This window comes from Rhodoblastus sphagnicola (genome assembly GCF_002937075.1).
In the GTDB taxonomy this organism is placed as follows: Bacteria; Pseudomonadota; Alphaproteobacteria; order Rhizobiales; family Beijerinckiaceae; genus Rhodoblastus; species Rhodoblastus sphagnicola.
The window spans coordinates 1-25,184 of sequence record NZ_NHSJ01000098.1; the positions used below are offsets into that span (position 1 = coordinate 1).

Below are 25,184 nucleotides of genomic sequence, written 5' to 3' on the forward strand. Positions count from 1 at the left end.
CGCAAAATCTCAAGCAGCGACACCGCCATCCGACAACCTCCGATTCGGGTTGTCGTTGATAGATTCACACATTTTCGCCCGCGGGAATCCTAAAGCTCCCTCAAAGTCTAGAGAACTGAACAGCCCTGCGGGTTGGGGCTATCTGACTCTCGTGAGTGATTCACTCATTTACGGACGCAGCCGAAGGCGACGCGCCAAATGGCGGCGTAAAAGTTACCAGTCGGGTTTGAGAGAAAAGGGCCGTGAAGCCCCGGTGTTTTGGCGTTGCCGCGCGCATTGAGGGGCGGGGCGCCGATTTAGAGTTTGGGCTCAACTTCCCCTTCGCTGGTCGCTTTTGTGCCGAGGCGACCCCACGACGATGACTTTTCCTGAAACAGACAATGCCGGATCTCGCGCAAGGCGGATCGCCCATCCGGTCCTCGCTGCTGACAGGTCCAAGCTTCAATGATGAGGCGGTCGTCGCGCCGTTGGGCTGACCCTGCGGATCGTTTTCGTCTGTGCCGAAAAAATAGCCGACGGTTCTGAAGGCGCAACCTTTCGCAGCCTCATGCCGGCGTCAAAATCGATCCTGCCGTCCACGTTCCGCGTCAGGCGAGAGCATTCAGGCTCAACATTTGTGAACAGGCAGCCAATGCTTTCTGTTACCGCAGAAATCTCGGAAAGAAGCACGTCGCACATGTCGATCTGATCGGAAATTTCGGCAGAAGACATCGTAGACGCGACGATGTAATCCATACGACGTCGCGCGAACTCAATTGATTTCAAAGAGTTCCTGATGTAGAGCTGAAGCTTGGTATCGGTAACGGCCTTTCCCATGCTGCACCTAAATTCTGCTTAATGTATCGTATGTTGAGTTCCATAGCCGAAAATGTCGCACGAGAAGCAATTGCGATCTTCGACGATTGAATATCATTGGACTCGACACGAACGCTGCCAAATGGCTCATGCTGCAAATACGGAATTGCGGCTTTTTTTCGATGGTGAACATACTAATGCCTAAATAACGTTAGGCAAGGGGTTGCGATACGGACGTTGCGAAACCTGGGGGTTGAAAGCGCGGACGAAGCCAAAAAAAACGTCCCGTTTGAACTCACCACCGGCGAGCTTCGCTCGTTCCAACCCATGCTCATCAAGGAGATTCAGCATGGGCGGTTCTGCGGGTGTGGATTCCCCCCCTAGGGGGGCGTGCGTAGACTTAGAGACCACCAGTGTCGCAGAATGCGAAGCCGCTATGCGGGGCATAAGCGGTAACGACTTGAAGCTCGCGTATAACGGTCAGGAAAAAGATTTCAGCGCTCATCTGCGTCCCGCTCGATTCGGTCAAGTGCACCTGATCCAGTGGAACTGCTCCGGCCTGACACTGACGCGGCGGGACAGCAAACGCTTTCAAATCTTGTTTCCAAACGAGGGCGCCTTCGCGTGTCGGACAGACAAGAGTGAGTTTGTTTTCGACGGACGGCCAATCGCCAAGGTCAACCGTCCCGGAGTTGTCTCGACGACGAGCGTCCGCCAGGCGAACGGGTTCTCCTTGTGCGTCCCGGGCGCAGCGCTGATCGCATGCGCCGAAAGACTGACTGGCAAGGCTTTCGGCCTCGGGCTTTTGGACGAGGCGGTCGACCAAATCGATCTGGGCGGCCATTTGGGTGACGGCTTGTCCAAGACCGCGCAAACGGCGATGAACGAATTTTCAAAATTTCATCAGACCGGACTCGAAGGTCTGATTGTGACCAGCTATGAAGATATGTTATTGAATCTCGTGACCTGCGCCATTTTCCCGAATGTCGCTGAAGAAGCAGGTCATGCGCCCCAACTCTGTGGGCCAAAGGCGATCTCGCGAATCCGCGATTATATTCAGGCGCATTGCACCGAGGCTATGGAACTGTCGCTGGTCGCCAGCCGTTTCGGCCTCAGTCCGCGCGCGATGCAGGAGAACTTCCGCCGTTATTATGGTTGCTCGCCACGCGATTACCTTTTTAACTGCCGTCTCGACAATGCACATCGCGCGCTGCGGTTTTCCGATCGCCCGCTTAAGGCTCTGGATGTCGCGATCCGTTGCGGCTTCAGCGACTACAAGCATTTCTCCGCCAAATATCGCGATCGCTTTCTGGAATCGCCGTCCGCGACGCTTCGGGCGGCCAGGCGATGAGTGCGCGTGGTCCCGCAAGGCAGCTGCCGCAGCGGCAAGAACCTGAAGCGCTGCGGTCCAGGCGGACGCTTGGCCGCCCCAGCATCGCTGAGGTCAGCACCTATGGCGCCGGTGGCGACGAAGAGGCCGCCGCATTGTTTCGATCCATTTATGGATCGGACGTTGTCGTCACCCATCTTGGGGGAGACGAGCCATTGGCCATGCACACCATCGCATCGACGCTTGGCGATGTGCGCCTGATCCGGTCGAACCTTTCGGGCTTGAGCCTGACGCGGTCCATGGGAGATGAGGTTCTCGTCGCATTTCCCATCGCAGGATCAATGGACTTCTCCGCGGGCGGCCGCAATTTCGTCGTCCGAGCGGACAGGCAAGCCGTCATCGGCTGGCCGTTCGAGAAGATCAACCTGCAAGTGGCTCGCGGCGAGATCATCGCGCTTGTGACGACGATCGATGCGCTCTACGCGCGCGCCGTGAAAATGGGCTGCAGGTTCGGCAGAAACGAACTGAAACCTGGATCTGGCAAAGTGCTCGACCTCACGCGGCCCATCGCGGAGTCGCTGTCGCGCGCCATGAAATCGGCCATTGTCGACACGATGGGCCTGGGCAACCTTGTCGCCGATGGCTGCGAAGACCTGCTCCTGGGCATGACGACGGCGGCGCTGTTTCCGTGCGTCGCAGATTGCCTTGGTTATACGTCAGATTGCGGCATCCCTGTCCTTCGACGCGCGCGGGACTATATCGAAGCCCATGCGACGGAAGTCATCAAGCTTTCGGGGCTCGCAAAGACGCTCGGCCTAAGCACGCGAGTCATGCAAGTCGGCTTCAAGCGTCACTTTGGCTATTCGCCGCGCGACTTCATCATCAACTGCCGGCTGGAGCGAAGCCGCAAGTTGTTGTCCGAACCGTGCGGCGTGCGCTCGATCACCCAGATAGCGTTCGATTGTGGCTTCCGCGATCTCAGCCACTTTTCAGCCAAGTACCGCGATAGGTACGTAGAGTTGCCGTCCGAAACGATGCGGGCGTCAGCCCGGCGACGTGAGGTTGGTTCGTCAACGCATTGACGGACTGTTCCGGATACGGCGGATTCAAACGGTCGTCGCAACGTTCTCATAGGAGGCTGCGATGGCAAGCACGAAAAGGAATATCCGAAAGTCAGGCGGAAAGCCTATGCGGTCTCCCGGTAGGCCATCGGTGATCGTGCCCCAAGGCGTGGTGTAGGTGAGACGACGGAGTCATCCGATCTTCAGCAAAGCCGGATCGGTCAGCCGGCCACGGCAGGCAGGCTGACGAGGGGATCAACGCTCAAAGGAGCGACACTTTCCACTGTCATGTAGCGCGAGCGCTGCACCGCCCATTTGATGGCATGGACCACCCCCTTTCCCCATGCGTCGTGCGGGGTCGGGTAGTGGAGTTTTCCAGCAGCCAAGGGTGCTTCCATGTCGAATGTTGTTACTGTAGGGCTCGATCTCGCGAAAACCGTCTTCCAGGTTCACGGCGTCGATGAAGCCGGCCGGACTGCATTGCGTCGACGCCTCGCCCGGCATGATCTTGTCGAATATTTTGCCAAGCTGCCGCCGTGCCTGATCGGCATGGAGGCTTGCTCCGCCGCGCACCATTGGGCGCGCGAGCTTTCCCGTCTTGGACATTCGGTCAAGCTGATCCCGCCACAATACGTCAAGCCGTACGTGAAGCGGAACAAGACAGACGCCGCCGACGCGGAAGCGATTTGTGAAGCCGTAGGAAGGCCGAACATGCGTTTTGTTCCAATCAAGTCGATCGATCAACAAGCCGTGCTGACCCTCCACCGGGTTCGCTCGGCCTTCGTTCGGCAACGAACTTCCGCCATCAACACCGCTCGCGGACTGCTGACGGAATTCGGCGTCGTCGCTGGCAAGGGCATTCAGAGGGTGGCCGAGCTTCGCCAGAGGATGGACAAAATCGATGTCGATCTTCTGCCCGAAGAGGCCCGCGCCGCAGTCACGGAGACATTCGACCACATCGACGCCCTGACCGAGCGGATCAAGGCGGTGGAAGCGCGCATCGTCGCTTGGCATAAAGGGTCTGAGGCCAGTCAGCGGCTCGCCTCAGCTCCCGGAGTTGGGCCGATCACCGCGAGTGCGATTGTCGCCAGCGTTGGCGATGGACGACAATTTCAGTCGGCGCGTCACTTTGCAGCCTGGCTCGGCTTGACGCCGAGGATCAACGCCAGCGGCGGCAAGGAACACATCGGCAAGATCAGCAAAGGCGGCGATCGCTATTTGCGGGCGTTGCTGATCCACGGAGCTCGCGCCGTCGTCGGAGTGAACTTCCGCAAGGATGCAACGCCGAGACCTTGGCTGAAGCAGCTGCTTGCGCGGCGACCGGTGAATGTGGCCGCGGTCGCTGTCGCCCACAAGACGGCGCGGTCGCTTTGGGCGATGATCACGCGGGAGGAAGGATATCGAAAGCTTGCCGCTCAAGCGGCATAAAGGATCGGCGCCGAGAACGATAGCTGGCGCCGCCTTGCGAGGGTGACACGAAGTGATGGCGAACCGGTCAGACCGGGTTCGGCAAAGGCCATTGAAATGATGCGAGCCGTTACGAGCTCGGCCATTTGTCCGGCCGCCGATCCGCGAATACCATCAGGGCCTGCGGCCATGTCGCCGCGCGACAAGGCCGGATACACGACCGCAAGACCCGTCTCCATCGCTGCGTGAAAATCCTTGCAAATCGGGGGTGGTCCATACACGTCTTTCTGCTCCAGCAGGATCGCGCCGATCAGGCGGGTGATGGCGTCTTCGTTGGGAAAGATGCCGACGACTTCGGTGCGCCGCTTGATCTCGCCGTTGAGCCGCTCGATCGGATTGTTCGAGTGGATTTTGGTGCGATGCTCCTTGGGAAAAGACATGTAGGCGAGCACGTCGGTCTCAGCCTCGTCCAGGAAGGCGGCAAGCTTGGGAACGCGAGGTCTCAGTTGATCGGCGACCTGGCGCCATTGCGCCTTGGCGGCGGCCTCGTCTTCCTCAGCGAACGCCGTGCCGACGAAGGCCGACACGACCCGCCGTTGGGTTTTGCCGGCGTGGGCCAGGGCGTTGCGCATAAAGTGCACGCGACACCTTTGCCAAGTCGCGCTGAGCACGCGGGACACCGCGGCCTTGATGCCCTCATGGGCATCGGAGATCACCAGCTTGACGCCTCTGAGGCTGCGGCGGGTCAGCTTGCGCAGGAACTCGATCCAAAACGTCGCGGCCTCGGAGACGCCGATTTCCATGCCCAGAACCTCGCGCCTGCCGTCCGAGTTGACGCCGACGGCGATGATCACCGCCACCGAGACAATCCGCCCGTTCTGACGAACCTTCAGATAGGTTGCGTCGAGCCAGATATAGGGCCAATCGCCTTCGATGGGCCGGTTCAGAAAGGTTTGAACTCGATCATCGATATCTTCGCAGAGCCGGCTCACCTAGCTCTTCGAGATCCCGCTCATGCCCATGGCCTTGACCAGATCGTCCACCGAGCGGGTCGAGATGCCTTGGATATAAGCTTCCTGGATCACGGCGGTGAGGGCCTTCTCCGCCAGCCGCCGGGGCTCCAAAAAGCAAGGAAAGTAAGATCCTTTGCGTAGCTTCGGAATCCGAAGCTCTACCGTCCCGGCCCGCGTCTCCCAGTCGCGGTCGCGATAGCCGTTGCGTTGCGCCAGTCGCTCGGGGCTCTTCTCGCCGTGCGCCGCGCCGGTCAGCGCGCCCACTTCCAGCTCCATCAGCCGTTGCGCTCCAAAGCCGATCATCTCGCGCAGAAAATCCGCGTCGGCGCTCTTCTCCATCAGCCCGCGAAGGGCCATGATCTCGTCGGTCATCCTCAGTTCCTTGGTCAGGGTTGGTGTCAGCAACCCGTCCTTACCGAAGAATCGAAGAATCGTGGATGACCACCCAACGCCTGCGCGCCGGCCGCTACGCCGCTCGCTCGCTACGGCGCCATGAGGGCGCGCGTCACGAGCGGCTACGCTACATTCTCAGAGCTACACCACCTCTGGGGGCACGATCATTTTGCGCGCGGCCATGCCGCCCGCGCCGTCGCAACCGCCTTCATTGAGATGGCCCCGGAAATTCGGACAGGGTGATCAGCAATTCCCGATCTGAGAATGACGGGACAAAATGGGCAAGGTTACACCCAAACGGCATACAGCAGAGTTCAAAGCGAAGGTGGCTGTGGAGGCGATGAAGGGCGAGCAGACGCTGGCCGAACTGGGAGCCAAGCATGGTGTCCACCAGACCATGATTGCCGCTTGGAAGCGCCAGGCGATTGACGGCCTGGCCGGGATATTTTCGGGCGAGCCGCAAGATTCAAAAGGGCTTGGCGATGAAGAAAAGGAAGTGACGCAGCTTCACGCCAAGATTGGCCAACTCGTGGTGAGGCGGGATTTTTTGGCCAAGGCCTCCGGTCGATGACTGTCGAACGGAGGCGGGCGATGGTTGAGACGGCGCAATCCAGCTTGTCGATTTTGCGGCAATGCAGATTGCTTGCGACCGCCCTCAAGCACGACGCGGATTTTCTCCTCGACCGAAAAATGCCGGCGGGTTGCGCGGCGAATGTCCTTCAGAACTTTCTCAGCCGCCGGCTTGGCGTCCGAAACAACTCTCGCAGGTCCGGATTTCTGTCTCATCTTCGCTCCTGGTCAGCTACGATGAGCCAGAAATCCTCCGTGCTCAATCAACCCGATTTTGTCCCAATCACGCTGACGGCGAACGCTGCTGACGTTCTTCGACTTCCCTTGCCGAGCACTGGGCGCATCGCCGCGCGACGAACCCGATTGAAAGCGTGTTTTCGACGGTCCGGCATCGCACCGTGCGCACGAAAGGCGCGCTGTCGCAGGATACCGCCCGGCTGATGCTCTTCAAGCTCGTGACGGCGGCGTCCACGAATTGGGGCCAGCTGAAGGGGCAAAACCAGTTGCCGAAAATCATCAGCGGCGTAAAGTTCCGTGACGGAATCGAAGTCGCGTCCGAAACCAAATTCGCCGCTTGATTCACGCCGTCACCCAGATTCGGGCATAGGCCAAGAATGGGACGCCGGTAGATCCAATGACAACTTTTCAGGCGGCGCATGAAGCTTCCACCTCATTTGCTGCTGTGGGCGACGGCAGAGCCGAAACGGCTTCCGGCGATCTTGCTCCGCCGATGCGATGGCCGGGCGGCATGTTTGGGGGGGAATTGATGGCGGTTGTTCTCGCGGGTTTTTCTGTCCTTGAATCGCTCTGCGCCACGCCCAAAGGCGACGATGAGAAAAACGAGGATCGGCTGGTGATCACCGATGATTTCGTCGCGGTCATCGACGGCGCGACTTCGTCGGTGACCATCAACGGCGTCTCGGGCGGAGTGCTCGCCGCCCAGGCGGTCGCCGATGTCCTGGCGGATCTCCCAAAAGATTCGACCGCGCGGCGTTTCCTCGACGCCGCCTCACAAAAAGTGGCCGAGCGCATCGGCGCATGGCCGGATCGGACGAAAGCGCGGCCATCGGCTTCGGTGGTCGTCTGGAGCCGCGCGCGCGAAGAAATCTGGCGCGTCGGCGATTGCCATTTCCGACTCGATCAGGCCGAATATTCCGGCGAGAAGAACATCGACCGGATCGCCTATGCGTTTCGCCGCGCTGTGCTGCGTGGGCGCGTTGCGTTTGGGCTGAGCGATGATGCGCGCGAGCTGCTGGTCCCGACGCTTAAACAACCTTTCATGCCGCTGGTCGAGGTTCAGCACGCATTCGCCAATGTCGACTGCCCCGATCCGCTGGCTTACGGAATCGTCGACGGCCGCTTTGTTCCGGATCGTTTTCTTGAGGTTTTTCCAGCGGATTTCGCCACCGACATCATCCTCTGCTCGGACGGATTTCCCGAGGCGTTTCCGACCTTGGCCGAGGGGCTCCAAGCGCTCGCGGCCTTGAAACGTGACGATCCCCTAATGGTTTTGGCGAGCTGCGGATCTCGGCCATTCCCGCCGGCGCAGCCCTATTACGACGACACGACTTATGTTCGAATCAAGCGCGATTTGTCCGACGCAAGCTGAATGGTCTATAATGATAGTCCTAATGATACTCATCAAGACAATCGCAAAGACACGGACAGCTATCGCGGGATCGAGCTGATCAGCGGGACGACGCGCCGGCGGCGCTGGAGCGAGGACGAGCGGGCCCGGATTTTGGCGGAAAGCTTCGAGCCCGGCGCGAACATCTCCGCGGTCGCTCGCCGACATGGTGTTCATGGCGGACTGCTGCATTCGAGCGTGGCGAACTCGACAGCTTCAAAGCTCCGCCGGGGCCCGCGCGTCGATGAATGACCTCCGCTTTGTAAAGCCCATTGATGGTTTCGGCGAGCGCATTGTCATAGGAATCGCCGAAGCTTCCGCTGCCCGCTGCCGACCGGGCTCGTCTAGAGCTATGCGCGAAACTGGGTGACGGCGTGAATCAAGCGGCGGATTTGGTTTCGGACGCGGCTTCGATTCCGTCTGTGAACTTTACGCCGCTGATGATTTTCGGCAACTGGTTTTGCCCCTTCAGCCGACGCCAATTCCTCGACGCCGTCGTCACGAGCTTGAAGACCATCAGCCGGGCGGTGTCCTGCGACAGGGCGCCCTTCGTGCGCACCGTGCGATGCTGCACCGTCGAAAACACGCTTCAATCGGATTTGTCGTGCGCAGATGCGCCCAGTGCTCGGCGGGAAATCGAAAAACGCCAGCAGCGCGTCGCGATCCTTCAGCAGGCATTTGACGGCGTCATTGTATTTCGGCGTGTATTTCTCGGCGAAAACCGCCACCGCCGCCTCAGCCTTCGCGCTGCTGGGCGACAGCCAAATTTCGCGCAGGTCCTGGTGCCCGCCGGTTGAAGCGATTTTAGCAACTTGTTGAGTACATTGCCCGTTTTGTGAAACCAGCACCTCTGATGCTGCGTCGTGGGGAACGCTTCCTCCAGCGCCTTCCAGAAGCCGAGCGCGCCGTCGCCGACCGCGAGTTCCGGCGCCAGCGCCAGGCCGCGCGCCTTCAGGTCGACCAGCAGTTCCTTCCAACTCTGGGCACTCTCGCGAAAGCCGGTTTGAAAGCCGACCAACTCCTTCTTGCCCTCCGGCGTGGCGCCGATCACGACCAGCATGCATTCCGCCTGCGGCTCCATGCGCGCCTGGAGATAGACGCCGTCGGCCCACAGATAGACATAGCGGCGCGCGGCGAGATTCCTCTTCTGCCAGCGCTGATATTCGTCTTCCCATTCGTCCTTCAGCCTCGAAATGACCGACGGCGAGAGGTTGGGCGCGTCCTTGCCGAGCAGCGCCGCCAGAACGTCCTGAAAATCGCCGGCTGAAACGCCGCGTCGATAAAGCGCCGGCAGCAGCGCGTCCAGGCTCTTGGTTCGCCGCGCCCATTGCGGCAGGATCGCTGAGGAATAGCGGATGCGCTCGCTTTCGCTCGTCGCGCCGCGGTCGCGTGCCTTGGGCTTCTGCACTTCCACCGACCCGATCCCGGTCTGGATCTGACGCGCTGGATCATGCCCATGGCGCACGACGCGCTGCCGGCCATCCGCCAGCATTTTTTCCGCATGGTCTGAAAGGAAAGCTTCAAACTCGGCTTCCACGGCTATGAGCGTCCTGACCATCCGCTCTACGCCGGCGCCTATGGTCGACGACAGTTCCGGCGCACCATCGAGGGCAAAAAGACCGTGCACGCCCGAGCCAACGACGATTGGCTGGCCTGCATTCCCAATGCCCATCCCGGCTTTATCAGTTGGGAGCGGCGTCAGGAGAACCTGAAGGTTCTCAAGGCGAACGGTCATGGCTATGACGCGGCGCGAGCATCCTTTCCAAGAGAAGGCCCGGCGCTGCTGCAAGGACGAGCCGTCTGTGGGCAATGCGGCGGGCATTTTAGCGTCCGCTACGCCGCCCGGCCCGGCCGACAGTGACCTCGTCCAAAATCGCGAGGCTTCTGTACGTCCGACCAGAACCGCCAGTGCTCGCGCCCGGAAAGAATCTCAACACGCGCCATCGCTCGCCACGTCGCTATTCGCGAAATTAGCGACGTAATTTCAGCCAACCGCTTGGAAATCCACAGGGCCCGTCACCGGACGCTTACAGAATCAGAGGTTCAAACGGCATAGCATTGTCGGTTGCAAGTTGCACAATCATCAGTCGGAAGGCGTCAGACACGGTGAGGCCGATTGTCACCAAGACGGCGGAAGCTTCTTCCTTGATGTGCGCGTCGATACGAGCTCGGACGACGGCATCGGGCACGGGCTCATCATGTCGCGATCCTGAAAGATGATTTCATGGCGTGCGGACGTGGACGACATCGACCCTCCGGCCAAGGTCCCCTTGGTAGAGCTATCCACGTCCTCCGCGGTTTGCGCCGAAAATCATGGCGCGCCATCCGTCCATTTTGCCCTTACTCGAATGAATGCCTACAACCGAATAGCAGGCGGTCGCCGCGCCGGCGCTGTTCGATGGCGAAGGCTTCGGCTCAACGCCATCTCGATGGGGCATCATGGCTCAAGCGGTGCTCGACGCCCGCGATTCTGGCGAAACGAAGCCCACTTTCCCTTTTTGTTACAATGAAGCTATCGCGCGGAGCGCTTCAGGTTTTCGTCGCGGGCGCGATGACGCAATATGGCGCCCATCACGTCGCGGCGGTTCGCAGGAAGCGGCGCCGTTCGCCGACGCCCGACCCGCCGAGCCGAAATTCGGCCGCCAGCCCCGCCCTCGTGGTTAACCATTTCTTGCGGACTTCGGACTCCAACCCCAGGCGAGGACAAAAAATGCTTGGTGATGCCGCCAGTGCGATGTAGTTTATAATCAATTATTTCATGGAGCGTTCAGTGTCGACTAATGTCCGGAGACGCTGAATGACGCAAGGTATCGGTGACATGTCCCCGATCGAATTCGTAGAGGCTGAAGTCGAGTCTGGGACAAGCGCGGAGCAATTTACCGGACTCCGTCTTTCTCTTCAGCAGAAAGTCGTCACCTTTCTGGCTGCCGATCTCTCTTTATTCTTCATCTGCGGTTTCTTGCCCTATGCGTGGGGCGTGGAATATAGCTCGCTCGATGACAAATTCCTGCTGCCGACGCTCGCGACGGTCCTCTACGTGATTTTGGGCCGTCTGCTGCGTTCCTTCAATTCACGGAAAATCCTGGATAGAACCTATACGGTTCCAAGACAGCTCACGACCATCGCGGCGACTTTCGCCATTTTGATCTTCATCGCGGTTGCGACGAAAACGGCGCAGAACTATTCGCGTCTCTGGTTCATGTCGTGGATGGCGTTGACCCTCATGGTCTTGCCGCTGGCGCGCATCGCGCTTTTGTCCCGATCGCAACGCCAACTCGAAACCGGTTGCTTCATATATCGCGCGCTTTCGGTGAGCGTGTTCAGCCAGCCGCTGCCCGCGACGGAAATTGCTAGGCTATCGGCCGGTCAGGTCAAAATCGTCGATACTCTGCGTCTCGGCGATATCGCCGAGCTCGAATCCCTGGCCGAGATCATCACCCGGGATGAAATCGACCAGATCTATCTGTCCACGCCTTGGGTTGACGCTCCCGCCCTTCTCCCGAAACTGCGGGGCCTGCAACAGCTCTCCGTCGATGTGTTCGTCTTGCCTTTAGACAATAGACTAAAGGCCGAACAACTGGACCTAACCACCTTCGGCGATAAGCTGTCGATGCGCGCGGTCCAAAGACCGATCAACGGATGGAATCTTTGGTTGAAGCGCGTGCAGGATGTCACCGTCGCATCGCTTTCACTGCTCGTCTTCGCGCCGGCGATGATCTTGATTGCGGCAGCCATCAAATTGGAAAGCCCAGGGCCGGTTTTGTTCCGGCAAAAACGCGTCGGTTTCAACGGAACGCAATTTGAATTGCTGAAATTCCGGTCGATGCGCCAGGAAGCCAGCGATCTCGGCGCCCTGCGCCAGACCTCGAAGGATGATGACCGTGTTACGATTGTGGGTCGGTTCATCCGCCGGACCAGTTTTGATGAAATGCCTCAGTTCATCAATGTCTTGCGCGGCGACATGTCGGTGGTCGGCCCGCGCCCGCACGCATTGCAGACACGGGCGAAGGGCGTTGATCTTTGCGATATTTCCGATCAATATGCCGCGCGTCACCGTGTTAAACCCGGACTCACCGGCTGGGCGCAGGTCAACGGTTACCGCGGCGAACTCGATAGTTTCACCAAGGTTCAGAAACGCGTCGAATACGACATGGAATATATTTCGAACTGGTCGACATGGCTCGACATGAAGATCATTGTACGAACCGCGCTGCTGCTCGTTTACGATCCCGCAGCCTATTGATTTAGGCGCTTTTCCTTCGACGGAATGCCTTGGAATGCTGCCGGGAGGGCCGCTTGAATGCTATATCGGCAGCGGCAAGCGCTTCAGCGAAGGACGTGTTGTAGCCAAAGCAGCGCCGGAACCCAAAACGCCGGGCCAAACGTTCCGGCAAGAGTCCATGTGCTCACCTTAAGCCAGTCGACCTTGCTCGCCTTGCCTAGGGACCGCGCGAAGCGGGACGCTTCAGGAAAGGGGGCGTGTTCCATTGTCCACGGATCCATGTCGCTGGGAGGGATCACGCTACCGCCAAGGATCCCATTATCCTCAGCGTCCATGCTTGCGCAAAACGGTTGTAATATACAACCGATAATTTGGTATTATCCGAAGCTATGCCGCCAGTGATGGCGATGGCCCAAGTGATGTCCGCGCAGGGCGTACCGTCCCGAGACGGACCGCGGATGCTCGCAGTCTTGAACCCCGAGGCTGATGGCCGTCGAACCCGACATCGTCGTCAGATCGTTCGAAGCCACCGCGTTATGGCGCATGACCCAGGCGCGGATCGCCGACGGATAGTGGTTCAAAAGGATCCGGGTGCCGAGGCTGTTGACCCGTCCGTCGCCGCCATGAGCCGCGTGGAACCACAATTGCGCGTCGCGATAAACGCAAGCGTTGCGCACGCCAAGCTTCATCGTGCAGGCCGAGGCGCAAACCCCGGCGATCTCGATGCGAGCGCCGCGGGCGTTCGCGGAATGCACCTGCTCCATGTAATCGAGGACCTCGCCACCGCCGTCGAAGGATTCCCAGTAGGCCCTGGCCGGAGCGACGGCGAACAACACAGAAACAGCGGCGATCGAGGCGAGCTTGAGGGCGGGTGCCTTGTAGCTGAAGGACAGAATACGCATGATTGGAACTCCAAGAGCAGAGCAAATTCTCTTGTCCGGCCGGAGCGCTTGAAGAAGTGGTTGCGCTATCAACCGAGCACACGCAAAGGTTGCGCCCGCCCCCTTGGATTTCGCTTTTCGATTTCGCTCAAATTGATTCTATCGGCGCAGATGAGCGACGGCGCCGTTGCGGAAGATCGTCACCGTGGTAAAATTTTGGTTGCGCCAGCTTGGGCGGCGTGTCGCCGTCGCGCCACCCTAAATACGCAATTACAAGGGGTTATGGTATGAAATCACCCCATAAAGATAGTTCCTGCCGCACTGGATCGCCGCAAGACTTTGTTAAGAAATGGCGCGATCAGGGCAAAAGTGTCGCGTACACGGCCGCCTTGGAGTTGCAACCGATTGCGCGATGCGGTCACTGGACGAAAGGCGCGTTCTTGATCTCCTCGCGCCGCCGCCGTTCTCTTTCCGCATCGCCTGGAAAGACCTTGGTTTTGTCCTCGACAGGCCGAGCGTCAAAATTCGGCTCGTTGATGTCGCGGACGTCCGACGGGCCGCTTATGATATCCTTCATGTCTCGCGGCGACGCGGTTTGGGCTCTCAGCCAGCCTTGCCAACTGTCTTGAACCTTCTTCTTCGCCGTCGATGAAATGCCGGCGTCCAATCGCAAGGCGGACCGAGACGAGAGCGTCACGGCCGGAAGCTCCGCCTCAAGGACCGGGCGGGCGATCTTGTCCTCGCTGGTGCGCGCCGTCACTTCGACAGCCTTGAGAGACGGACCGAACTCCACGCCGGCGCCGTGGAACCCCGCGATCATGCAGTGATGAAAATATTTCTCGCATTCCTCCCGCTTGGAAAAGCGAGGCGCCCCCTCGTCGACGGCGGCGCGCGCATTGAGGAATGCATATTTGCACTCGTCGCCGCTGAGCAGGCTATCCATGCGGCAGATGTTTTCCGTCGCATAGAGTCTCTTCTGGTAGGCGACAGCCGCGTGCGGAAGAAAAACCCCGAGCCAGGCCGAGAGCAGCGCCGCCGCGATGGGTGCACGATGAGGCTTCTCCCCGACCCCGCAGCGCAAGTCGCCGGTTTGCGAGAATGCGCCCCCGCGAGCGCTCGCCCCCTTGCGGCCAATGGCCCTCGCGGAGGTTTCCACGGACCAAGACTGAGAAAGAAGATGCCGCGCTGCCACGTCTGCTGTCGGCGGAATATCCCCCTGCGCCGCACGCCCTCTGGTCCGACATCCAGGAATTGAAGGGTCGCAATAGCTCGTCCGGTTGTTCACCTCAGCCGCCTTGATTTGCGAGCGCTCCATTGGCTCCGAACGGGTGCATAAAAACGGATCGCCGCGCATGACAAATCTCACCAGTTTCATAGCAACAGTTGCGAAGCAAGATCCCGACCACGCTCGCCCGCGAGCACAAACTCGGCGTCATCGACGACATAAGCGCGCGGCGATCTGACGGGGTTTGTCCACGAGGCGTTCAGCCCCTTCCCCTCAAGCTTTGACATTGGCGAGGTACCAAAGATACGCCGATTTCACTCCGTCCTTCAGGGAGACTTCCGACTTGAAGCCGAGCGCACTAATCCTGCTTGAATCCATCAACTTTTTCGGAGTGCCATCGGGTTTGGTGGCGTCGAAAACGAGATCGCCCTCGAATCCCACTACTTCGGCAATGATTTCCGCGAGTTGCCGGATCGAGATATCCGATCCCGCGCCGCAGTTGATCGGCTCATACCCGTCATAGTGATCCATGCAAAAAATCACGCCGCGCGCGAGATCGTCGACATGAAGAAATTCGCGCAACGGCGTTCCCGTGCCCCAGACTTCCACAGCTGGAGCGCCTTTCTCCTTTGCCTCATGAAACTTGCGGATCAGCGCGGGCAGCACATGGCTTGATTTGAGGTCGAAATTGTCGGCGGGCCCGTAAAGATTGCAGGGCATCACCGATATGTAGCGCCGGCCATGCTGCTTCCGATAGGCTTGGCACATCTTGACGCCCGCGATCTTGGCGATCGCATACCACTCATTAGTCGGCTCAAGCGAGCCGGTCAGAAGCGAAGCCTCCTGGATCGGTTGGGACGCGAACTTCGGATAGATGCATGACGATCCGAGGAACACCAGCCGATCGACGTTCGCCTTGTGCGCGCCATCAATGACATTGGTCTCGATCGCAAGGTTCTGGAACAGAAAATCCGCCGGAAAGGTATCGTTGGCGAGAATGCCGCCGACCTTCGCCGCCGCGAGGATCACGATGTCCGGCCGCTGCTTCGCGAGCCAATGATCAACTTTATCGCGGTCGGTCAGATCGACCTCAGAGCGATCGGCTGTCACCAATTCGATGGCGTCCCGCGCGCGGTCTTTCAGCGCGCGGACGATCGCGGACCCGACCATGCCCGTGTGCCCAGCCACCCAAATTTTTTTTCTGGCCATGCTTCGCTGTTCCGTGGAGCTTGAGAAGATATCCGACGATCCGCGTTTCACACGTGAGCTACATCCTGTAATGAAATTCGGTGATGGCCGCAATTGCACAGCGACGATTAAGCTGGCCGGTTCTCCGACAATTATCTTGGCCGGCTAGAGCGTCCGACAGCGTTTTTTCGCCCCTCTTTGGAGGGGCGCCAGCCGTTTGGCGTCGGGGGTGGTATCGCGGCTCAGTCAACCAACGATGTGAGTTCGATGCCGAACCTCCATGTGACCGACCGCCAGGCGATGCTCTACATGACCTCCCGTTCCCGACATCAAAGCTAGGAAGCCGCTGCGGCGAGCGCCGGCTTCATCCTCGACGCTGGCAAGCTGCCCGACCTCGCCAAACTCGAAGAGGAATTTGCGAGCAAGCCGGGCCCGGCGAGCGAGGTCGCCATCCCCGAACCACATCTGGAAGTCTATGATCTGCTTCTGCGCCCCGCTGGCGACGAGGCCCGGCCATGACAAACGCGACCATGACGGACGCCATCATGCCCGATGCGGCCTTCCTTGCCTCCTTGCTGACGGAACTGCGCCTGCCCAACATCGCGCGCAAGTGGCGGCGCATCGCCGAGGCTGCCGATTGCGACGGCTGGCCGGCTCAGAAAACCATCGCCGCGCTGATGGAGATCGAAGTCGCCGAGCGCGCCTCCCGTCGCATCCGGCGTCACCGCGATCAATCGGAGGCCCCGGCCGGAAAAACTCCGCCAGCTTCGATTTCGACGCCGCGCCGGGCGTGCGCAAACAGCATCTCCTGGCGCTCGGCGCCGGCGGAGACTAGATCAGGAAGAGGTCAGCTCAAGGTCTGTGGTTTTTTGTACGCCACATTGGACAAAACACGAACTTCGTCGGTTATGGCGCAGCTTGCGCGCCTGGGTTCAGGGTTGTGGACCGCCTTGTTCATCACGCGACGATCATAGAAATGAATGGCGAAAGTTACCGGGAGCGCACCGCCGCCCGTAGAGCCAAAACAGAGGAAGCCCCAGACTTGGCTTAGCTCGCCATAGCAGCACATCGCCTCACTGTCAGGTAATTTTCGCTCGCTAAACCGCCAACAACAATTACCCAGACCGCCGCAAAAAACGGGCAGCATCAATTAACGTATTTGTCGTTACGATACCCTCTTGCCAAACGATAATTATACAAATAGCGTCATCATCGCTACTCGACGACAGCCAAATTTTGCCATTCTGATTTCCGGTGAGCGGACTTCATAATTTTCGTGTTGCAACCGCAATCGCCGTCGAAAACTGAAAACCTCCTCGCGCAGCTGTTGCTCGGTCAACGCGAAGCAACCGCCTGAGCACGCCGGCGATCAGCATTGGCTGCCTTACGCGACCTTGCCTTATAAGCAAGTTTCAGGCTAGCGACTCAGGCTCCAATACTCGACCAGCGGGCGGCGTTTGGAACGCGCACGTATCATTCGCCCACGGAGAAGTCATGTTGAGAACCCTGCTCACCGCGACGTCCATCGCCGTCTTGACCAACCTATGCCCCAACTTCGCCTGGGCGGCGGCGCGCGAGCCCCTGCCCGCGGAGGAAGAGAGGTCGCGCGAGGAGTCCATTGGCGCGGCAATCAGTCTCGTGACGGCCGTGGTCCAGAATTGTCCGGGCGGCGATGCCGAAACCGAAAACCGGTTGCTCGGGCAGCTGTTTCGAATCGGTGGCGATCAAAATAGCCAGAACGCCATTGAACGCGCCGCTGCGCATTATGAGGATATTTTTCGCAAACAAATCAGACGGCTCGGGCGGAGCGACTGGTGCCTCGTTCACAAAAACGACTTGCAGGACATCGACCGTAAAATCGCTGCCTGGGAGCCTTCGATCGATAACAAGGCGGATGGAAGCCCCGAGGCGGTCTCGGCATCCCCCGCCACGGCGCAACAATCGCTGGACAGGCAATTTGCATCGATCGATCAAATCGTCCACAGCAATGTCCTGGATGGCGCGATCTACGACGCAAACGCGAACACGCTCATCCTGGCGAGCCATATTGAAAAGAGGTCGAATGGGGATGGCGTCGCCTATCTGCGCGCGCTCCTGGCCTTTGCGACCGGAAGCAATCCCTCGATCACATTCACGCTCGCCCAAGCATCGCGAGCCCAAATCGATCAATGGCTAGCGCAGCGGCGCTCCGGCGCGGCTGAGAAGATCGGCGTCAAGGTCGATGCAGCGGACTATTTTGAGTCTGACGGGACGCCGAACAAGCTCGGCGCCGAATTGCTGTCGAGCCTTGATTTAAGCCCCAACGATGCCAATCGCGCCGCCGGAAGCCTCGGAGTCACGGTCGCTCTGGACAGCGAACAGCCCGGTTTGTTCGTTCTCAAGGTCGCGCCGGGCTCCCCGGCGAAGAAAATAGGCCTTGTGCGCGGAGATCAGATTCTCGATGTCGACGGCGTCAGCGCCCTAACGCCTGAAGAATTGCGCACGACCTTGCGCCATAAGGGCCAGGGCGCAAGGGTCGCGCTCACGATCCGCAAACGCAAGCACAAAGCCTATGAGCGTCTGACCATTCTGGTGGATCTCGCTCCCATCCCAACGACCGTAAACTGGCTCGATGAAGGATCTTATGGATTCTCCCGCGCGGTGTTCCTGTCACAAGAGCGCGTTAAATTCGTTCGTCTGATCGACGCCCTCGCCGCATATGACCGCGTCGAAAAGTATCATTTCGTGGATCGGGTCAGGCGGCAGGCTTTGACAAATCTATTGGCCGCGTCGGGCGCCGAAACAAGCGCGGCGCCGAAGGGTCCAAATCCCGTCGCCGAGCCAACGATTCCGTCTATGACGCAATTCCTGGCGGTCGCCGACACGATCGATGAAACTTTCGGCTTCAGCGACCAATGGTTCCGGAAGGTCTTCGTCGCCAAACTGGAGAACTTGTCCGCCGATGAAGCATTTGGCGAAGCCGTCGCGGCGCTCCCGCCACAGATTCGCGCTCAAGCCCCCCGGCAACTCGCCCAGCTCATCGAAAGCCATGCGAGCGCGAGCTTTCCTGCAAAAGCGCTCTTTCCCGACGCCGGCTTGACGACCCGATTTGACGTCTCTTTCTCCGGAATGACCGATGTGACGCAACCTTTGTTTACGTCGGTCGCGGCAATGGGACCGCCGGCTCCGACTTTTTCGCGCGACGGACAGTCAAACGAGACCGAAGCGGCCACGACCTCCCTCGTCAGGTCGACGTGTGACAAGACGCTTTGCGCTTTGGCGATCACGCCTTCGGCCGAGGCGGGTTCCATCTCGGATCAGATATTCTTGTTGCGATTCGCGAGAGGCGCGCCGTCGCAGGGCGACGTGGAAACAGGGGGCGACGCGGCCGCGTCGCGGCCTTCGCAGCCGCAAATCAAACCGCAACTGCGCGAGTTGACCGAAATTGCAAAGCTCAAGACAATCCTCGCTTGGCTCAAGGACAAGGGCATGCATATCGAGGCAGCGCAAGCAGCGCCCTTCCATCCGCTTTCGGTCGCTCCATTCCTCGATGAAGCGCGCTTCACCCTGCAGAGAACGAATGAAGAATTGAAGTTCCTGATCTCGCCATCCAATGCGAAAAGCATCCGACTTGGATTTGGCGACGCGCAGATTGCGGCGGGCGATTTCGGCTTGGTCGTCAAAGGCAATGAGACGGCTCCGGAGAAACTCGACGCTCTCCAGATCGCGGTTCTGTGTGGCGCTCCCGACGCCCATTTGATCGATCAGTCGATCATCCCAACGTCTGAACGGATTCCAGCGGCGCCGATGAATGTCGCCGGCATCGCCCGATATGCCTGCGGCAATCGAGAAACCCGAACGGTGACGCTTTTGCTTCCCAACCGCACCGCCGATAAGAAATAATTCAAGACTTCTCAAATTTGGGAGGTCGAGCAATTCGGGCATTCGGCTTCGTCCGCGACCGAATGTCGGAGAAGAACGTCTCGCCGGGCGCGTCGGGTCCGACGAAGCTCATACGCTCTTCGCGCTTGCATGCGGCGTAAAGGCTGTCAGAGCTGATCGACCCCATTTCGGCGAGGCTGGCAATGTGTGCGCAACTTCCTGCGCAGGCGACACAAAACGCCAGGCTTCGGCGTTTTGCGCCTTCAACGCGGGCGCGGCGTGTCACCGACGTGAGCCTCGGGGTGAAGACGGTTGGAAAGCCGGAAGCGGGAAATCCGCACGTCCGGTTTGATGAGCAGGGAGGGGAAACGGGGCATCATATACTACCGCGCCTCTCTCTGACTTTACTGAGGAGCAGTCCAAATAAGCACATGGGGAGGCGCTTATGGACACCAAATTGCTGGCGGAAATCGACGAAATCAATCTCGCTTTCGCTAAAGTCGAATTGTCCGAACTTTGCGATGCTGGAGCCTTTGTCCGCGCTATTCACCACATCGAAGAAACGTTGAAAGCGCTGCCCGACACGATGAAAACAACAGAACGGAAGCGGCTTGATGCTCCCGATTACGCTGCGTCGCGCTCTTTTGGCGTAGCGTTTGCCTTGTCAGGCAACCAAGCAAAAAAGGCTACCGGACGTACATGCAGCACTCTGCATATATCGTACAGTTTGTCCGCGCCGATTCGCGTTTTGCCGCTCTCGAAATCGAGTAGGCAAGCGTTCGAGACGCCTATTGCCAAAGCCAGCTCGTGAAAAGACAAGCCCAGGTGCAACCGCGTATTTTGAAGACATTCACCCACTTTAACATCAATTGGATTGAGAACCAGCATGACATTACCCCTAGTAGTGATTCTAACCTTATGGCAACTTTAAATTGTGCTTACCGCATTATTAATAAAATGTGAACATGGCTTTTTTGTCGCAGCCTCACGTTGCAACAAAAACGGAACCACATCATCTGCGCGGTTGATGTGCGTCGCCTTGAGAACATAAGTACGCTATATAACATAGCGTTATGTCGACAGGCTGGGGTTTGCTCGGCGTATAGAGCCCCTACTCGAGGTTGTGGACGTTGCGTAGGCGAAAAGTTTCGCGCAACTTTCGGTCGGCAAATTTGCGAGGCGAGCGATACCAATTTTAATCCTGGGCACAGCCCGAAAACCGGCATAATTAGGAGGCGTGCATGAACGTCAGCCGGTTAGCGGAAGTCATCGAAGTCAATCTGTTCTATGCAAAGTCCGAGCTTTGCCAAATGGCCGATCCTTCAGCCCCCGCCCGTGCGCTTCGCCACATCGAAGGGGCGCTGAAAGAATTGCGCGCCGTCCAGCGTCAGGCGGCGAAGCCGCCAACGGGCAAGACTGAAGCGGCCTGAGTTCGGTAGCGCTTACGTGATCAGCGTTTATCCGAGCGCGATTAGATGCCGTAATGGCCCCAGCCTGAGCCTCTGGTTTAGGACGGTGGCTGTCCCCCGTATGATGAGGACCGGGATCCTGGTTAGCGCCGGCCCCAGGCATCGGGACGGCGGACAGCTGTGGAATATTAAGCCGGAATCGACGTGTCTTTGGAACTGTCGAGCGTCTGCATTGTCTACGCCAAAGGTAAGATTGTGAAGGAAACCAAGGTCGGGAGCGATCCAGACTCCCTGATCGCCTTTCTACGGGGGCCTGCCATGCCGATTGATCGCATCGGACTTGAGGCGGGGCCGCTGTCGCAATGGCTGCATGCCGGATTGACGAAAGCCGGCTTCGAGACAGTTCTTCTGGAAACGCGGCATGTGAAGGCTGCGCTCTCGGCGATGAGCGTCAACGCGCTTCGCGCGCATCTTTCGGAATTCGGCATTATTGCCGCCAAGGGGATCGGTCGCGTCGACGAGTTGCTCGATCTGGCCGAAAATGATGCAACTCTTCCGGTTGCCGCTGAGGCGGGCGGGAAGGTCTTGGCTTCCGCACTTGATGGGATCGACAAAGCAATCGACGATCTGGAAGGCGAAATCACTAGCGCCCATGCGCAAAGACCGGCAAAAGCTTCCGCACTGGGATGTTTGCGAAGGCGTAAAGAAGCCGCTCGCCTCCTCAAGGCAAACACAGGGAAGGGAGATTTGCAGGTTTGACGCGAAACGCTTTGGCGCTCATCCGCCTCGCTTCAATCCACCTCATGCTGCGAAAGCTTTGCTCGCTAGCCTGAACTTTCCGGACAGCCTCTTAGGCCTCGCCCAAAGCCTCGGTGAGGAGAGGAAAGGGGGGGGCTTTGTTCATCCGGGCGGACTGCCATGGGTCAAGCATGAGGTATGGGGTAGATGCAACTGCCACCAACTATCGTCTGGCACCGTTCAAGGTTCACGCAACAGCCCTTATCGACTTCTTGGCATCCCGCGATTGGCCCTGCTTGTGCGTGCGGATATCCCTCAGCGCTTCGTTGATATGCCGCAGCGCCCGAAGCAATGCACTTGGGTCGCTATTGGTCCCTGCCAGTTCCGCCTTTGCAAACAATAGGTTAATCTCAATCAATTGAACAAATTCGTTTTCGATGCTGGCCATCTCGTGTTCCTTTGGAGGGCATCCAGGCACTGGCGTGGGCAAGTTTGACGCAACCAACAACCTAGCGAAAGTTGTGTTTTTGCAATGATTGCAACTTAAAATTGCATGGCGGTTTTCGCATTTTAGTTGCATAGCGCGAACACTGCCTACCTCGGGTCATTTGTGTCGCAATGTCAATTAGTTGCATAGTTGCTCTAATAGAATTCTTTTAGGAACATTTAGAAATGCGCCGCTTCTAACTCGCTTGTCATTGAGAGTTCCGTAAATGGCACCAATTGCCACAACCAGACAACAACCTTAAGGTGAAATCGGTTCGTTCATCAATTGTTAATTTTCGAATCCTTACATCTTTTGATTGTCTCAGCGTCATGGGTTGCACATCAAGTGAGGAGGAGGCGAAAAGTGATTGAGGTGAATTTAATTGACCAAGATGTCGGCGAACGTTTGCGTGCGCTCCGGTTCCAGCACAGAATTTCAATTGGTGAGCTTGCCTCTCGCGCCCGACTGTCGCCAGAGCAAATTGTCTGTTTCGAAAATGGTGAGCTGAGAATCGACGCGAGAATAATGCTGAGACTGTGCAAGATTCTTGACATCCGCCCGATTGAATTTTTTGCTCCGCTCTACGCAAAACAGGCGACGAAAAATCAGGTTAAGCGCAGACACACCGACAAGGCTGCCGAGCGTTCTAGCCGCAATCATGCGGCGCTTTGACGGGTGGGTCGGCTGTTTTCGAATTTTCCGCCGCAGTTTTTCGCGCGCGGACGCAGTTCTCTGAGAGCCCCTCCCCCGAATCTAAGAGGGAAATCGACCTTTGGCGATTGATACGTCCTGCAAGCGGCCCGCGTCATTCCAGAGAATGGCGGTGAGGCGACCGTGAGGCTCAAGAAGTCGCCTTCCGCCGCTGATTGATCGCATTGACTCAGCGCAACGACGTAGTTCGCGAGTTATGTGAAGTTTTTTCCTGCGTTGGTGGCACAAGCCAGCGCGTCGCCGCCTTAGCCCGCTTCGTCGCCCCTGCGATGGATCGGGTTTTTTGTTGGCGTCCATGCTGCATCCCGGAAAACGGAAGCGGCGCTGGCGTGAGAATGCGAAAAGCTGACCAAGGATGATCTGGGACGAAACCTGCATCAATCGACTGAAAGACTTCTGGGCAGAGGGCAAGTCCGCGTCTGCGATAGCGGCTGAATTTGGGACCACGAAAAACGCCGTCATCGGCAAGCTGAACCGTCTCGGGCTGGCGTTCAAGCAGGGCAAGCCGCTGGCGATTGAAGACGAGGCCGTTTCCCAATCCGCCGCCGTCCCCACTCCCGCCAGGAAGGAACCCGTCATGGAAATGCTGCCTATCGCCAAACCGGCCGCGCGCCGTGTGGCGCTGAATGACCTGACTGCGACGTCGTGCCGCTGGCCTATTGGAGACCCTCGAAGCGAGGACTTCGGCTTCTGTGGCGCTCCAAAGGCAATTGGCGATCAGCCTTATTGCCCATCCTGCCGGAGACTCGCCTATGCCCCGATCGCGAAGACGATGCGCAAGGCGAGTTGATCGTCGCCAAGAGCTTCGCCGCGAGCGGCGGCGCGCTCTACCGTGTGCTTGTCTTTGCCTGTGGCTTCTGCGGTCGCGGTCGCAAACGACAAATTGTCGCTTGCGTCTCTGCCCATCGCACGGTTGGCCGCATTGGCGCCGACGACATGCTGCTTCGTCTCCAGGTGCAACTCCTCATAGATCGCCTTTCGCCGCTTGATTGCTTGCGCTTCCTGTGCGGACGTCAGGTTCGCGCGGGCATGAAGATCAAGAATGGCTTGGCCGGTGAGGCGGCTCCAGCCTTAATCCACCCCGCCATGGCAGATTGCCCCCAAAGGAAGCCACATGCCCACAATCGAAATGATCGCCGCCGCGCTGCTGTGCCTTGCTGGCGGAGCGGCAAGGGCGTGTAAGCGGGTTTTGATACAACCACCCGTCAAGGCGGCGAAAGCGCCCGCCAGCAAGGCCGTGCGGGCGAGAGGTTAACTTTGGCGTCCATGCCGCGAATGGCGTAAGAGCCGACGTGACTGAAGCCCCACCAGCCAAGCCGCCGACGATTGGCCGCATGAAGGCGCTGGGCCTCGCTGACGTGTGGGTGACTTGCACGCGCGCCGACTGCGGTCGTGATGTCACCCTCAGCTTCGATCAGCTCGGCCTTCCCGATGATCTGCTATGTCAATCAGCGTCGAATAGTTTCCAGGAAACAGCGCCCAAAAGTTTCCAGTTGGTCATCCCGCTTTCGGCTGCTTCTGGCGCTGTTTGAAGCGGAAGGAATCGTTTCCGGTTTCCAGGATGTCGCAGTGGTGAGTGATGCGGTCGAGCAAGGCCGTAGTCATTTTGGCGTCCCCGAAAACCGTCACCCATTCGGCAAAATTCAAATTGGTGGTGACGATCAGCGAGGTCTTTTCGTAAAGCTGGCTGATCAGGTGGAACTGAACCGCGCCGGGTTTGCCGGAGGCCTTTTTGTTCAAATCAGGCGGCCATGGCGGGCTGATCGTTCGCTACGTAAAAGCGCGCCTCTGCCTCGGCTGGCGGGATGTTTCCGATCGGCTCCAGCAGCCGGCGGTGGTTGAACCAGTCGACCCATTCGAGCGTCGCGAACTCGACGGCTTCAAAATTCCGCCAAGGTCCACGGCGATGAATGACCTCGGCCTTGTAAAGCCCGTTGATCGTTTCGGCGAGCGCATTGTCATAGGAATCGCCGACGCTGCCCACCGACGGCTCGATGCCGGCGGCCGCCAGCCGTTCTGTGTACTTTATCGACAGGTATTGGCTGCCGCGGTCGCTGTGGTGGACGAGGCCGCCGCCATGAGCCGGCCGGCGTTCATGCAAGGCCTGCTCAAGGGCGTCGAGCACGAAGGTCGCATGGGCCGTCCGGCTTGCCCGCCAGCCGACGATCCGCCGTGAGAAGACATCGATGACAAAAGCGACATAGACCATGCCGCCCCAGGTCGAGACATACGTGAAGTCGGACACCCAGAGCCGATTGGGCGCAGG

At 58.8% G+C, this 25,184-nt stretch carries 21 protein-coding genes and 8 pseudogenes; 15 read left to right on the forward strand and 14 right to left on the reverse strand.

Going from position 1 to position 25,184, the window contains the following annotated elements:
* Positions 1-441: 441 nt before the first annotated feature.
* A complete protein-coding gene (locus tag CCR94_RS24630) occupies positions 442-816 on the reverse strand; it encodes a hypothetical protein (protein WP_146090044.1) in 375 nt (124 codons plus the stop codon).
* A 439-nt stretch (positions 817-1,255) separates the two neighbouring features.
* Here CCR94_RS24630 and CCR94_RS16000 point away from each other — a divergent pair, with 439 nt between their 5' ends.
* Positions 1,256-2,146: a helix-turn-helix domain-containing protein gene (locus CCR94_RS16000; protein WP_158254790.1), complete on the forward strand. Its 891-nt coding sequence runs from the start codon at positions 1,256-1,258 to the stop codon at positions 2,144-2,146.
* A complete protein-coding gene (locus tag CCR94_RS16005) occupies positions 2,143-3,207 on the forward strand; it encodes a helix-turn-helix transcriptional regulator (RefSeq protein ID WP_104508855.1) in 1,065 nt (354 codons plus the stop codon). Before CCR94_RS16000 ends, CCR94_RS16005 begins: the two co-directional genes overlap by 4 nt.
* A gap of 200 nt (positions 3,208-3,407) precedes the next feature.
* Here the strand turns inward: CCR94_RS16005 and CCR94_RS25130 are convergent, their stop codons facing one another.
* On the reverse strand, positions 3,408-3,572 hold the full coding sequence (locus tag CCR94_RS25130; RefSeq protein WP_158254791.1) for a hypothetical protein: 165 nt from the start codon (positions 3,570-3,572) through the stop codon (positions 3,408-3,410).
* A 10-nt stretch (positions 3,573-3,582) separates the two neighbouring features.
* Between CCR94_RS25130 and CCR94_RS16010 the strand changes: the two genes are divergently transcribed.
* Positions 3,583-4,614 (forward strand): IS110 family RNA-guided transposase, encoded by a 1,032-nt coding sequence (locus CCR94_RS16010; protein ID WP_104508856.1) that lies wholly within the window; start codon positions 3,583-3,585, stop codon positions 4,612-4,614.
* Positions 4,615-4,874: 260 nt separating this feature from the next.
* Here CCR94_RS16010 and CCR94_RS16015 read toward each other — a convergent pair.
* A pseudogene (locus tag CCR94_RS16015) lies at positions 4,875-5,978 on the reverse strand (IS256 family transposase); the annotation flags it as partial.
* A gap of 298 nt (positions 5,979-6,276) precedes the next feature.
* Between CCR94_RS16015 and CCR94_RS16020 the strand changes: the two are divergent.
* Positions 6,277-6,570: a transposase gene (locus CCR94_RS16020; protein WP_104508857.1), complete on the forward strand. Its 294-nt coding sequence runs from the start codon at positions 6,277-6,279 to the stop codon at positions 6,568-6,570.
* Between the two features lie 53 nt (positions 6,571-6,623).
* Here CCR94_RS16020 and CCR94_RS26045 read toward each other — a convergent pair.
* Positions 6,624-6,785: pseudogene (locus CCR94_RS26045) on the reverse strand (IS3 family transposase); the annotation flags it as partial.
* Between the two features lie 76 nt (positions 6,786-6,861).
* On the opposite strand from CCR94_RS26045, the pseudogene CCR94_RS16025 reads away from it, so the two are divergent.
* The 3 genes and pseudogenes from CCR94_RS16025 to CCR94_RS16035 all read left to right on the forward strand — a co-directional run.
* Positions 6,862-7,147 (forward strand): annotated as a pseudogene (locus CCR94_RS16025) (transposase); the annotation flags it as partial.
* A 188-nt stretch (positions 7,148-7,335) separates the two neighbouring features.
* Complete coding sequence (locus tag CCR94_RS16030) at positions 7,336-8,178, forward strand: hypothetical protein (RefSeq protein ID WP_146090045.1); 843 nt, start codon at positions 7,336-7,338, stop codon at positions 8,176-8,178.
* A pseudogene (locus tag CCR94_RS16035) lies at positions 8,179-8,373 on the forward strand (transposase); the annotation flags it as partial.
* A 14-nt stretch (positions 8,374-8,387) separates the two neighbouring features.
* On the opposite strand, the pseudogene CCR94_RS26050 reads toward CCR94_RS16035, so the two are convergent.
* From CCR94_RS26050 to CCR94_RS16050, 3 genes and pseudogenes are all read right to left on the reverse strand, one after another.
* Positions 8,388-8,515: pseudogene (locus CCR94_RS26050) on the reverse strand (IS3 family transposase); the annotation flags it as partial.
* 60 nt (positions 8,516-8,575) lie between these two features.
* Positions 8,576-9,868, reverse strand: a pseudogene (locus CCR94_RS16040) (IS256 family transposase).
* A 355-nt stretch (positions 9,869-10,223) separates the two neighbouring features.
* Positions 10,224-10,385 (reverse strand): type II toxin-antitoxin system RelB/DinJ family antitoxin, encoded by a 162-nt coding sequence (locus tag CCR94_RS16050; RefSeq protein WP_104508860.1) that lies wholly within the window; start codon positions 10,383-10,385, stop codon positions 10,224-10,226.
* 608 nt (positions 10,386-10,993) lie between these two features.
* Here CCR94_RS16050 and CCR94_RS16055 point away from each other — a divergent pair.
* Positions 10,994-12,439, forward strand: a complete 1,446-nt coding sequence (locus CCR94_RS16055) for an exopolysaccharide biosynthesis polyprenyl glycosylphosphotransferase (protein WP_104508861.1) — start codon at positions 10,994-10,996, stop codon at positions 12,437-12,439.
* Positions 12,440-12,795: 356 nt separating this feature from the next.
* Here CCR94_RS16055 and CCR94_RS16065 read toward each other — a convergent pair whose 3' ends face one another.
* The 3 genes from CCR94_RS16065 to fcl all read right to left on the reverse strand — a co-directional run bounded on the left by CCR94_RS16065 (position 12,796) and on the right by fcl (position 15,733).
* Positions 12,796-13,320: a hypothetical protein gene (locus CCR94_RS16065; RefSeq protein ID WP_104508863.1), complete on the reverse strand. Its 525-nt coding sequence runs from the start codon at positions 13,318-13,320 to the stop codon at positions 12,796-12,798.
* Positions 13,321-13,717: 397 nt separating this feature from the next.
* Complete coding sequence (locus CCR94_RS26355) at positions 13,718-14,674, reverse strand: DUF1190 domain-containing protein (RefSeq protein WP_104508864.1); 957 nt, start codon at positions 14,672-14,674, stop codon at positions 13,718-13,720.
* A 123-nt stretch (positions 14,675-14,797) separates the two neighbouring features.
* Positions 14,798-15,733, reverse strand: a complete 936-nt coding sequence (gene fcl, locus CCR94_RS16075) for a GDP-L-fucose synthase (RefSeq protein ID WP_104508865.1) — start codon at positions 15,731-15,733, stop codon at positions 14,798-14,800.
* A 494-nt stretch (positions 15,734-16,227) separates the two neighbouring features.
* On the opposite strand from fcl, the gene CCR94_RS16085 reads away from it, so the two are divergent.
* Both CCR94_RS16085 and CCR94_RS16090 read left to right on the forward strand, forming a co-directional pair.
* Positions 16,228-16,686, forward strand: coding sequence for a P-loop NTPase family protein (locus CCR94_RS16085; RefSeq protein ID WP_104508867.1), 459 nt, complete (start codon positions 16,228-16,230; stop codon positions 16,684-16,686).
* Positions 16,687-17,350: 664 nt separating this feature from the next.
* Positions 17,351-19,594 carry a PDZ domain-containing protein gene (locus tag CCR94_RS16090; protein WP_158254793.1) on the forward strand — a complete coding sequence of 748 codons (2,244 nt, stop codon included), beginning with the start codon at positions 17,351-17,353 and terminating at the stop codon, positions 19,592-19,594.
* Positions 19,595-20,197: 603 nt separating this feature from the next.
* Here CCR94_RS16090 and CCR94_RS26685 read toward each other — a convergent pair.
* Positions 20,198-20,461: a helix-turn-helix domain-containing protein gene (locus tag CCR94_RS26685; RefSeq protein ID WP_104508869.1), complete on the reverse strand. Its 264-nt coding sequence runs from the start codon at positions 20,459-20,461 to the stop codon at positions 20,198-20,200.
* A 353-nt stretch (positions 20,462-20,814) separates the two neighbouring features.
* On the opposite strand from CCR94_RS26685, the gene CCR94_RS16100 reads away from it, so the two are divergent.
* Both CCR94_RS16100 and CCR94_RS26065 read left to right on the forward strand, forming a co-directional pair.
* Positions 20,815-21,003, forward strand: a complete 189-nt coding sequence (locus CCR94_RS16100; RefSeq protein ID WP_104508870.1) for a hypothetical protein — start codon at positions 20,815-20,817, stop codon at positions 21,001-21,003.
* 177 nt (positions 21,004-21,180) lie between these two features.
* Positions 21,181-21,468: pseudogene (locus tag CCR94_RS26065) on the forward strand (IS110 family transposase); the annotation flags it as partial.
* Positions 21,469-21,967: 499 nt separating this feature from the next.
* Here CCR94_RS26065 and CCR94_RS16110 read toward each other — a convergent pair.
* Entirely contained in the window at positions 21,968-22,168 is a 201-nt protein-coding gene (locus tag CCR94_RS16110) for a hypothetical protein (RefSeq protein ID WP_104508871.1), read from the reverse strand.
* 402 nt (positions 22,169-22,570) lie between these two features.
* On the opposite strand from CCR94_RS16110, the gene CCR94_RS16115 reads away from it, so the two are divergent.
* From CCR94_RS16115 to CCR94_RS24635, 3 genes are all read left to right on the forward strand, one after another.
* Entirely contained in the window at positions 22,571-22,879 is a 309-nt protein-coding gene (locus CCR94_RS16115; protein ID WP_158254794.1) for a helix-turn-helix domain-containing protein, read from the forward strand.
* Positions 22,880-23,273: 394 nt separating this feature from the next.
* A complete protein-coding gene (locus CCR94_RS16120) occupies positions 23,274-23,708 on the forward strand; it encodes a GcrA family cell cycle regulator (RefSeq protein WP_104508873.1) in 435 nt (144 codons plus the stop codon).
* Positions 23,705-24,100: a hypothetical protein gene (locus CCR94_RS24635; protein WP_146090046.1), complete on the forward strand. Its 396-nt coding sequence runs from the start codon at positions 23,705-23,707 to the stop codon at positions 24,098-24,100. The genes CCR94_RS16120 and CCR94_RS24635 overlap by 4 nt, the downstream gene beginning before the upstream one ends.
* A gap of 315 nt (positions 24,101-24,415) precedes the next feature.
* On the opposite strand, the pseudogene CCR94_RS16125 reads toward CCR94_RS24635, so the two are convergent.
* Together CCR94_RS16125 and CCR94_RS16130 are read right to left on the reverse strand one after the other, a co-directional pair.
* Positions 24,416-24,631: pseudogene (locus CCR94_RS16125) on the reverse strand (ATP-binding protein); the annotation flags it as partial.
* A gap of 28 nt (positions 24,632-24,659) precedes the next feature.
* Positions 24,660-25,184 (reverse strand): IS3 family transposase (locus CCR94_RS16130; protein ID WP_146090047.1); only part of this gene is annotated, 525 nt, incomplete at its 5' end.